This window comes from Pseudomonas sp. LBUM1645 (assembly GCF_059716185.1).
In genome coordinates this window covers 5,905,917-5,916,239 of sequence record NZ_CP166811.1, presented here as the reverse complement: position 1 = coordinate 5,916,239, position 10,323 = coordinate 5,905,917, and the positions used below count along the sequence as shown (strand labels likewise).

At 57.9% G+C, this 10,323-nt stretch carries 9 protein-coding genes; 4 read left to right on the top strand and 5 right to left on the bottom strand.

Annotated elements, in window-relative coordinates; all coding sequences use genetic code 11:
- Positions 1-4 precede the first annotated feature (4 nt).
- The 4 genes from ACA079_RS26865 (at position 5) to lpxC (ending at position 4,441) form a co-directional block, all read left to right on the top strand.
- On the top strand, positions 5-874 hold the full coding sequence (locus ACA079_RS26865) for a cell division protein FtsQ/DivIB (RefSeq protein ID WP_123365692.1): 870 nt from the start codon (positions 5-7) through the stop codon (positions 872-874).
- Positions 875-888: 14 nt separating this feature from the next.
- A complete protein-coding gene (gene ftsA, locus ACA079_RS26860; protein ID WP_033061341.1) occupies positions 889-2,148 on the top strand; it encodes a cell division protein FtsA in 1,260 nt (419 codons plus the stop codon).
- A gap of 75 nt (positions 2,149-2,223) precedes the next feature.
- Positions 2,224-3,417: a cell division protein FtsZ gene (gene ftsZ, locus ACA079_RS26855; protein WP_134418962.1), complete on the top strand. Its 1,194-nt coding sequence runs from the start codon at positions 2,224-2,226 to the stop codon at positions 3,415-3,417.
- Between the two features lie 112 nt (positions 3,418-3,529).
- The gene (gene lpxC / locus ACA079_RS26850; protein WP_008147525.1) at positions 3,530-4,441 is read left to right on the top strand and encodes a UDP-3-O-acyl-N-acetylglucosamine deacetylase; all 912 of its coding nucleotides are present in this window, start codon (positions 3,530-3,532) and stop codon (positions 4,439-4,441) included.
- Positions 4,442-4,600: 159 nt separating this feature from the next.
- Here lpxC and ACA079_RS26845 read toward each other — a convergent pair whose 3' ends face one another.
- From ACA079_RS26845 to ACA079_RS26825, 5 genes are all read right to left on the bottom strand, one after another.
- Complete coding sequence (locus ACA079_RS26845) at positions 4,601-6,097, bottom strand: sensor domain-containing diguanylate cyclase (RefSeq protein ID WP_497701538.1); 1,497 nt, start codon at positions 6,095-6,097, stop codon at positions 4,601-4,603.
- 147 nt (positions 6,098-6,244) lie between these two features.
- Positions 6,245-7,564, bottom strand: coding sequence for an OprD family porin (locus ACA079_RS26840; RefSeq protein WP_497701537.1), 1,320 nt, complete (start codon positions 7,562-7,564; stop codon positions 6,245-6,247).
- Between the two features lie 195 nt (positions 7,565-7,759).
- Complete coding sequence (locus tag ACA079_RS26835) at positions 7,760-7,984, bottom strand: hypothetical protein (RefSeq protein WP_497701536.1); 225 nt, start codon at positions 7,982-7,984, stop codon at positions 7,760-7,762.
- A gap of 298 nt (positions 7,985-8,282) precedes the next feature.
- The gene (locus ACA079_RS26830) at positions 8,283-9,647 is read right to left on the bottom strand and encodes a heavy metal sensor histidine kinase (RefSeq protein ID WP_497701535.1); all 1,365 of its coding nucleotides are present in this window, start codon (positions 9,645-9,647) and stop codon (positions 8,283-8,285) included.
- Positions 9,637-10,314: a heavy metal response regulator transcription factor gene (locus ACA079_RS26825; protein ID WP_007916978.1), complete on the bottom strand. Its 678-nt coding sequence runs from the start codon at positions 10,312-10,314 to the stop codon at positions 9,637-9,639. Before ACA079_RS26825 ends, ACA079_RS26830 begins: the two co-directional genes overlap by 11 nt.
- Between the last annotated feature and the right edge of the window lie 9 nt (positions 10,315-10,323).

The following is a 10,323-nucleotide window of genomic DNA, read 5'->3' as shown; positions in this document are numbered from 1 at the left end:
GACCATGCAAGGCGCACAGCTGAGACATCAGCCCTCCGCACCACCCGGCCGCAAGCCGGTACCGCGGGGTGCCAGCCGAATGGTGGCCAAAGAGCCGATGTCTGCGCGCCTGCCGAAAGCCAATTTTGGTTTTCTGAAAAGCCTGTTCTGGCCTGTGCTGTTGGTCGCACTGGGTTTCGGTACTTACGAAGGCGCACAGCGTTTGCTGCCGTACGCCGACCGGCCGATCACCAAGATCAACGTGCAGGGCGACTTGAGTTACATCAGCCAGCAAGCGGTGCAGCAGCGGATCGCCCCATACGTGGCGTCGAGCTTCTTCACCATCGACCTGGAGAGCATGCGTACCGAGCTTGAAACGATGCCATGGATTGCCCACGCCGAAGTGCGTCGGGTGTGGCCGGATCAAGTGGTGATCCGCCTGGAAGAACAACTGCCGGTGGCCCGTTGGGGCGATGAGTCGCTGTTGAACAACCAGGGTCAGGCGTTCACTCCGCGAGAGCTGGCGAACTACGAACACTTGCCACAGCTGTTCGGCCCACAACGGGCCCAACAGCAAGTGATGCAGCAATACCAGGTGCTGAGCCAGATGCTCAGGCCGTTGGGCTTCTCGATTGCGCGCCTGGAGTTGCGTGACCGAGGCAGCTGGTTCCTGACCACCGGCGCCGGCAGCGCAGGCCCGGGAATCGAACTGCTGCTGGGACGCGGCAACCTGCTGGAAAAGATGCGCCGCTTCATTGCTATCTATGACAAGACGCTTAAAGAACAGATTACGAACATTGCGCGCATCGATCTGCGCTACGCCAACGGCCTCGCTGTTGGCTGGCGGGAACCTGTAGCGCCCACGGCAGCCCAACCCGCTGTCGCGAAGAATTGAGAAGAGGCAGGACCATGGCAAACGTGCAAAGCGGCAAAATGATCGTCGGTCTCGATATCGGCACCTCCAAGGTGGTGGCGCTGGTCGGTGAGGTCTCGGACGACGGCACGCTGGAAATCGTCGGGATCGGTACCCATCCGTCCCGTGGCCTGAAGAAAGGCGTGGTGGTGAACATCGAGTCCACCGTGCAATCGATCCAGCGTGCGATCGAAGAGGCGCAGCTGATGGCTGGTTGCCGCATTCACTCGGCGTTCGTCGGTGTGGCTGGCAATCATATCCGCAGCCTGAACTCTCACGGCATCGTGGCGATTCGTGATCGCGAAGTCAGCTCCGCCGACCTCGAGCGCGTTCTCGACGCTGCCCAAGCCGTGGCAATCCCGGCTGACCAGCGCGTGCTGCACACCCTGCCGCAGGATTACGTGATCGATAACCAGGAAGGCGTTCGCGAGCCTCTGGGCATGTCGGGCGTACGTCTGGAAGCCAAGGTTCACGTGGTCACCTGCGCCGTCAACGCCGCACAGAACATTGAAAAATGCGTGCGTCGCTGCGGCCTGGAAATCGACGACATCATTCTCGAGCAACTGGCTTCGGCCTACTCGGTCCTGACCGACGACGAGAAAGAGCTGGGCGTGTGCCTGGTGGACATCGGCGGCGGCACCACCGACATCGCGATCTTCACCGAAGGCGCGATCCGTCACACCGCGGTGATCCCGATTGCGGGCGATCAGGTGACCAACGACATCGCCATGGCGTTGCGCACTCCGACCCAGTACGCCGAAGAAATCAAGATTCGCTACGCCTGCGCCCTGGCCAAACTGGCCGGTGCCGGTGAAACCATCAAGGTCCCAAGCGTCGGCGACCGTCCACCGCGCGAGCTGTCCCGTCAGGCCCTGGCCGAAGTGGTCGAGCCGCGTTACGACGAGCTGTTCACCCTGATCCAGGCCGAGCTGCGTCGCAGTGGCTACGAAGACCTGATCCCGGCCGGCATCGTGCTGACCGGTGGTACGTCCAAAATGGAAGGCGCGGTCGAACTGGCCGAAGAAATCTTCCACATGCCGGTCCGCCTGGGCGTACCGCATGGCGTCAAGGGCCTGGACGACGTGGTTCGTAACCCGATTTATTCCACTGGCGTTGGCCTGTTGATGTACGGCCTGCAAAAGCAGTCCGACGGGATTTCGTTCTCGGGCATCAGCAGCCGCGACAGCTACAGCAATGAAGAACCGAAAGTCGCCTTGCTCGATCGCTTCAAGAGCTGGGTACAAGGCAACTTCTAAAGATTTACCGCAGCACCGCAGCACCGCAGCAAAAAGCAGTAGGCGAAAAAACTAGAGAATGTAAGGAGAGGGAAAATGTTCGAACTCGTAGACAACATCCCCGCAAGCCCGGTTATTAAAGTTATCGGTGTTGGCGGAGGCGGCGGCAACGCCGTCAACCACATGGTCAAGAGCAACATTGAAGGCGTTGAATTCATCTGCGCCAACACTGATGCCCAGGCGCTGAAATCCATCGGCGCGCGGACCATCCTGCAACTGGGCACCGGCGTGACCAAAGGTCTCGGCGCTGGCGCCAACCCTGAAGTAGGTCGTCAGGCCGCTCTCGAAGATCGTGAGCGCATTGCCGAAGTCCTGCAGGGCACCAATATGGTGTTCATCACCACTGGCATGGGCGGTGGTACCGGTACCGGTGCTGCGCCGATCATTGCTGAAGTGGCCAAGGAAATGGGGATTCTCACCGTTGCGGTGGTGACTCGTCCGTTCCCGTTCGAAGGCCGCAAGCGCATGCAGATCGCCGACGAAGGTATCCGTCTGCTGTCTGAAAGCGTCGACTCGTTGATCACCATTCCCAACGAGAAGCTGCTGACCATCCTTGGCAAGGACGCAAGCCTGCTGTCCGCATTCGCCAAGGCCGACGATGTACTGGCCGGTGCCGTTCGCGGTATCTCCGACATCATCAAGCGTCCGGGCATGATCAACGTCGACTTTGCCGACGTTCGTACCGTGATGAGCGAAATGGGCATGGCGATGATGGGCACTGGCTGCGCCAGCGGTCCGAACCGTGCACGTGAGGCCACCGAAGCGGCCATTCGCAACCCACTGCTGGAAGACGTGAACCTGCAAGGTGCACGCGGCATCCTGGTGAACATCACCGCCGGTCCTGACCTGTCCCTGGGTGAGTACTCCGACGTGGGTAGCATCATCGAAGCCTTTGCTTCCGAGCACGCGATGGTCAAGGTCGGTACCGTTATCGATCCGGACATGCGCGACGAGCTGCACGTGACCGTGGTTGCCACTGGTCTGGGCGCGAAAATCGAGAAGCCTGTGAAGGTTATCGACAACACCATGCACACGTCCGTGGCATCGCAGCCGCAGCAACAAGCCTCTGCTCGTCAGGAAGCGCCTGCTGTGAACTACCGTGACCTGGACCGTCCGACCGTCATGCGCAACCAGGCTCAGGCCGGTGCTGCGACTGCCGCGAAGATGAATCCGCAAGATGATCTAGACTATCTGGACATCCCGGCTTTCCTGCGTCGTCAGGCCGATTAATGGAATGTATCAGGGCTATGAAGGTGATTGGTGTTCAGCAAAGGTCTGGTCTGCTATCATCGCCAGCCTTTGTTGATACCAGTTCGCAATTTGCGCTGAAGCGGCCCAAGCCATGATTAAACAACGCACACTGAAAAATATTATCCGTGCTACAGGTGTAGGCCTGCACTCCGGGGAGAAGGTATACCTGACCCTCAAGCCCGCACCTATCGACACCGGCATTGTGTTTGTTCGTGCCGATCTCGACCCTGTGGTGCAGATTCCTGCCCGCGCGGAAAACGTTGGTGAAACCACGATGTCGACCACATTGGTCAGTGGTGACACCAAAGTGGATACGGTGGAGCACTTGCTCTCGGCCATGGCTGGCCTGGGCATCGATAACGCCTACGTCGAGCTCTCCGCGTCTGAAGTTCCGATCATGGATGGTAGCGCTGGACCTTTCGTATTCCTGATTCAATCGGCCGGCCTGGAAGAACAGGACGCACCGAAGAAGTTCATCCGGATCCTGCGGGAAGTGACAGTGGAAGACGGCGACAAGCGCGCCACTTTCGTCCCTTTCGAAGGCTTCAAGGTGAGTTTCGAGATCGATTTCGATCACCCGGTTTTCCGTAACCGCACACAAAGTGCAAGCGTGGATTTTTCCAGCACTTCGTTTGTAAAAGAAGTCAGCCGCGCCCGTACCTTTGGTTTCATGAGTGATATCGAGTACCTGCGCAAGCACAACCTCGCACTCGGCGGCAGCGTTGAAAACGCTATTGTGGTCGACGCGGATGGTGTACTGAACGAAGACGGCCTTCGCTATGAAGACGAATTCGTGAAGCACAAGATCCTCGATGCAATTGGTGACCTCTACCTGCTGGGCAATAGCCTGATTGGTGAGTTCAAGGGCTTCAAGTCCGGACATGCATTGAACAACCAGCTGCTGCGCAAGTTGATTGAGCAGACAGATGCTTGGGAAGTCGTGACTTTCGAAGACGCCAGCACTGCACCGATCTCTTACATGCGTCCAGTTGCGGCCGTGTAAGTAAAAAACCTCTCTAGTTTTTTAAAGGCTACCTTCGGGTGGCCTTTTTTTATGCCCAAGAACCAAAAGATCAAAAGATCGCAGCCTTCGGCAGCTCCTACATTTGGAATGCGTTCCCCTGTAGGAGCTGCCGAAGGCTGCGATCTTTTGATCTTGTTTTCAAGCCGTGCTAACCACCCGATTACGCCCACTTTCCTTGGCCTGATACAGCGCCTTGTCCGCTGCAAACAATAGCTGTTCCAGGCTGATCTCGGCGGAGGTGGTCCAGGTACTGATACCGATACTGACAGTAATCGGCGACTCGGCACCTGCCACCAGCGGCAATTGCTCCACTGTCGCTCGGATGTGTTCGGCAATCTGTTGCGCACCCTGGCTGTCGGTTTCCGCGAGAATCACCGAAAACTCCTCACCGCCGTAACGGGCGACCAGATCCGCAGGTCGCCGCACATTGTCGGAGATCACCTTGGCCACCGAGCGCAACGCATCATCGCCAGCCTGATGGCCATGACGATCGTTGAAGGCCTTGAAGTGGTCGGCATCAACCATCAGCAGTGATAACGGCTGGCCGGAACGTTGAGCGCGGAACCACTCATGACGCAGGACCTGATCCAGCGTTCGGCGGTTGGCCAGGCCGGTCAAGGCATCGGTGGCCGCCAGTTGCGCCAGTTCCTGTTCGGCGTTGTGGCGCAGGCGCAGTTCCCGGCTGAGCAGCCAAGTCAGCCAGAGCAAGCCGATGCACAGCGCAATAGTCGCAACGCTGACCACTACCGTCGTGCGCTTCCACGACGCAAACACTTCATCACTGGACAGTGCAACGATGACGATCAACGGCAAGTTGCCCACCTTGGAGAACGTGTACAGGCGTTTGTCCTGATAGCGGCTTGAAACACCGGTGAAGCTGCCGTTGCCTTCTTTGACGATGCGCTGAAAGTTGGGACGGCTGCTGAAGTCCTTGCCAATAAGCTCTTCGGCCAGGCGGGGTTCCTGAGCCAGAAGAATCCCGTCCGAGCTGATCAGGTTGACCGAGCTGTCACGACCGATGCTCAAGCTGTTGAACAGTTGATCGAAATAACTCAAGCGCATGGCGGCTTCGGCCACGCCAAGAAATTCACCCTGTGAGCCGCTGACCCGGCGACTGAAGCTGATTCGCCATTCATGTTCAGGTTGTCTGGAACGGAAGGGACGACTGATGAGCATGCTCGGGTCGCGATTGTTCACGTGCGATTGAAAGTATTCGCGGTCAGCAAAATTGCCCTTTCTGGGTTCTACCGAGGCCGAGTCGGCGATCACGTCGCCTTTGTTGTCCAGCAGCAAAATGTCGCCCTTGTAAGGCGCGGCAGTGGCACGGTCAAACAAGGCCAGATGGCGGATGGTAGGGGAAACGTTCTTGAGGTCTTCACGCTGCGAGGCAGCGATCAAACCAAGCAAGGACAGGTCATAGAGTTCGACATTGCGCAGCACGTCGGCGTCGATCAACTGCACGATGTTGGTTGCTGCACGAGTGGCAGACTGTTCAGCATTGGCGCGTTCGCGAATGAGCAGGAACGCCACGATGCTCAATATCGCAATCACCAGCAGCAAACTGCCGAGAACCAGAAGCCGCTCCGATCGCGTCGACCGGATCGGATGGTGAGATGTTGCACTGCTCACACTCATGGTTCTGACTTCTGCTAATGAGGCGTTATGAAAGTGTTTTACAAGACTCAGGCAGAATCCCAGAAACCGTTTGCGTTCGGAGCGCCTGTATAAATCCCGGATAAAAAAAAGGCCAGCAAAACATGCTGGCCTTTTACTTATTGAAGCTTAGAAGACATTGAGCGGGTAGTCGACGATCACCCGGTATTCATCGGTGTCCTGATCCAGCGCACCGTAGCCGTTGCCGCCACGGTTGGTCGCCCATTGCAGACGCAGCGCCAGGTTTTTTGCCTTGCCGCCCTGAACCACATACTTGAGATCAATGTCGCGTTCCCAGTGCTTGGCATTTTTGCCGTCAGCGCTGTACCACGAGGCATAACCGGGACTGTCCGGATCGACCTTGGTCAGGTCCAGCTCACCTCGGGAGTAAGAGACCGCGGAGGTCAGGCCGGGCAGGCCGAGCCCTACAAAGTCGTAGGCGTACTTGAGTTTCCATGAGCGTTCGTTCGGGCCGTTGAAGTCCGAATACTGCTGGGAGTTGTCGAGGTAAACGCTGTCGCCCTGGCTGATGTAGTCGAACGGCGTGTTGCCATTGACCCGCTGATAGGCCGCAGTAACGCTGTGATTGCCCACACCGACGGTGAAATGCAGGCTGTACGTGTTGTTGTCGATGTTGCCCAGCAGCGCATTGCCGGTGTCTTGCGTGTGATAGGCGTGCAGACCCGGGTTGAGGCTGACCAGATCATTCAGCGCGTAGGTGTAGTCCAGATCGTAGTAATACTGGTTCCAGATGTCCTTGAGCTCGGAAGCATAGAGACTGCTGGTCAGCCCTGGCAGTCCGCTCCAGGCGACACCAGCCCAGTTCAGGTGCCGGCTTTCGTCACCGTCGGCCAGGCTGCCATAGGACGTGCCGATGCGGGTGTGTCCGCTCTGGTTGTAAGGCTTGGTGAAACTTGCCTGACCACCTTCAATCATCCAGCCGTCAAAACTGTTGTTAGCCAGACTGACGCCGCGAAAGGTCTGGGGCAGCATGCGGGTTTCGCCGCCGGCGATCACCGGATTGGTGAGAAACAAATCACCGGCCTTCAGTTCGGTATCGAAGGCACGCATTTTCAGCGTGCCACCCGCCGTCGAGAACGAGCCCGGCGCTTTGCCGTTGCCATCGCTGACCGGCAGGATGCTCGACCCGTCGGTACCGCCACCGCCGTCGAGCTTGAGCCCGAGCATGGCGTGGGCATCAACACCGAAACCGACGGTGCCTTGGGTGTAACCCGATTCGAAGAGGCCGAGGAAACCCTGGCCCCATTCAATGTTGTCGTCCGTCTGCTGCAGGCGGTTGCGGTTCATGTAGTAGTTACGGGCGTTGAGGTTGAGGCTCGATCCTTCAACGAAACCTTCGGCGTTTGAGTCGTCTGCGGCGTGAGCAGCAGGTGTCACCGTTACAGCGATTGCAATGAACAACGGGTTGAATCTAAGAGGGAAACGCACTAGCAGTAAAGCTCCTTGGGTCAACTTAGAGCCTCATTGTATTGAGACTCAAAATGTTTCTTGTTAGGGGAGACGAACTGAAGCTGTTTAAAACCACAACGAAAAAAAACCGCTGATAGCAGCGGCTTTGAAGACAACTTTTCAAAGGGAAGAGCCGATGAAAAGTGTCGAGGGAAACAGAGCGATATTTAACAGTCAGCTGTCTTTCTCAACCTGTGGTTGGGCTTGAGTGGTCGACGCTTGAGGGGTTTGCGCAGCTTCCTGAGCCTTGGCCGTCATTTCGCTCTGATACTGTTCGTATGCAGCAGCGCGTGCGGAATTTTTCGCGACGAACGTCTGCGACTCTTCAGCGATGGCGAACGGAGACAGAAACAAAGAGGACAAAACGAAAGCGCTGGCAATACCCATAGTGTTGGACATCTTTAAAACCTTCTTGCTTGGCAAGTGCTGTTTGGTGGGACAAAGATAAGGGGGATTGGAGAGGGGAAAAAGAGCGGATTCATGAAAGGACTGTTGCGCTTAAGGCAACAGTTGGCAGGCCGACGCCCAAACCTGTAGCAGCTGGCGAAGCCTGCGTTCGGCTGCGTAGCAGTCGTAAACCCTGCACACGCGATCTATCTGACAGACCGTAGCGCCTGATCTCGCGACTGCTTCGCAGCCGAACGCAGGCTTCGCCAGCTGCTACAGGGCCGGGTGCAGCTCGGGCGTCGTATTGGGGTTAAACGGGGAGATGGATACCGAACGTATTCATGCCGTGATCACTGCGCACAAACACATCCCCGCCATGCATCAACGCAATCGCCTTGACGATCGCCAGCCCCAACCCATGGTTGTTCCCACTGTTGCTGCGCGATGCATCCACCCGATAAAAACGCTCAAACAGCCGCGACAAATGCTCGCTGGCAATCGGCGACCCAGGGTTCGCAACCCCGATGCTGACCTGATGCTCCTCAACTTCGATCCGCACCTGAATCACCTGCCCGGGCTCAGTGTGTTGCACTGCGTTACTGAGCAAGTTGATCAACGCCCGACGCAGATGAGCGATCTCGATCCGCACCTGCGCGTCACCACTGACCTGCACCTGAACCTGCGCGTCTTCAAGGATGAAATCCAGATACTCCAGCGTCGTCGCTACTTCATCGGCCAACGAGGTTGACGTCAGTTTGGTAGCTTTGCTGCCCTGATCCGCGCTGGCGAGGAACAGCATGTCGTTGATGATCGAGCGCAGCCGCTCAAGCTCTTCAAGGTTCGATTGCAGCACTTCAAAGTAGTGTTCGGCGGATCGCCCACGGGTCAGCGCGACTTGGGTCTGGCCAATCAGGTTGGTCAGTGGCGAGCGCAGTTCATGGGCCACGTCCGCGTTGAACGACTCAAGGCGCGAGTAAGCCTGTTCGACCCGCTCCAGTGTCGAGTTAAACGAATTGACGAACTGATTCAGTTCCGGCGGCAGCGGCGACAATTGCAGGCGACCGGACAACAACGGCGGTGCCAACCGCTGGGCTTCCTGGGACAATTTGATCAGCGGCTTGAGGCCGATCCGCGCCACCCAATAACCAAGGGCCGAGGCCAGCAACACGCCGATGATCGCCAGGCTGATCAGGGCAATCAGCAGATGATGTTGAGTCTGCAGAAACGTCTCGGTGTCGATGCCGATCATGAAGCGCAGCGGTGGGCGTTGATCCTTGGCCGGGAACTGACTGACCAGCACTTTCAGCGGATATGGCTGATCCGGCAGATTCAAGTCGCGCATGCCCAGCGGCCCTTCGGCAAAGGCGCGGATCTGCGGCGTCAGGTTGCCGTATTCGTAGTGCGGATCACCGCTGATGATCCAGAAACTGATGCGTTTGTCTTCCTCACCGAGCAGCTTGAGCTTGTTGTTGATCTTCACCCAATGCTCAGGCGTGCCATAACGGCCGACCGTGGATTCGAGCACGCTGTAACGCGCGTCCAGTTCAGCCTCGGGCAACAAACCCAGACCTTTATCGACCTGTTGATACAGCGCCCAGCCAATCAACAGAAACACCAGCAGCGCCACCAGCGTGAACATCCCGCTCAGGCGCAGCGCAATAGAATTACTGGACACCACGGCTCTCCAGCACATAACCCATGCCACGAATCGTGTGCAGCAGTTTCTCGTCGAATGGCCCGTCGAGCTTCGCTCGCAAGCGTTTGATCGCGACTTCGACAACGTTGGCGTCGCTGTCGAAATTGATGTCCCAGACCATTTCGGCGATGGCGGTTTTCGACAGAATTTCACCCTGACGGCGGGCCAGTACGCTCAGCAGCGAGAACTCCTTGGCGGTCAGGTCCAGGCGCGTGCCGGCGCGGGTGGCTTTGCGGCTGATCAAATCTATCCACAGGTCGGCGATGCTCACTTGCACCGGTTCGTGACCGCCGCTGCGACGTGTCAGCGCTTGTAGGCGCGCCACCAGTTCGAGGAAGGAAAACGGTTTGCCGAGGTAATCGTCGGCACCGTCGCGCAGGCCTTTGATCCGGTCTTCCACACGCTCGCGGGCGGTGAGCATGATCACCGGGGTTTGTTTGCGCGCACGTAATGCGCGCAGTACGCCGAAGCCGTCGAGGCCCGGCAGCATGACGTCGAGGACGATCACCGCGTAGTCGCTTTCCAGCGCCAGGTGCAGGCCTTCAACGCCGTCACGCGCCAGGTCCACGGTGTAACCCTGTTCCGTCAGACCGCGGTGCAGATAATCCGCGGTTTTTTCCTCGTCTTCGATAATCAGAACGCGCATGACCCCGCC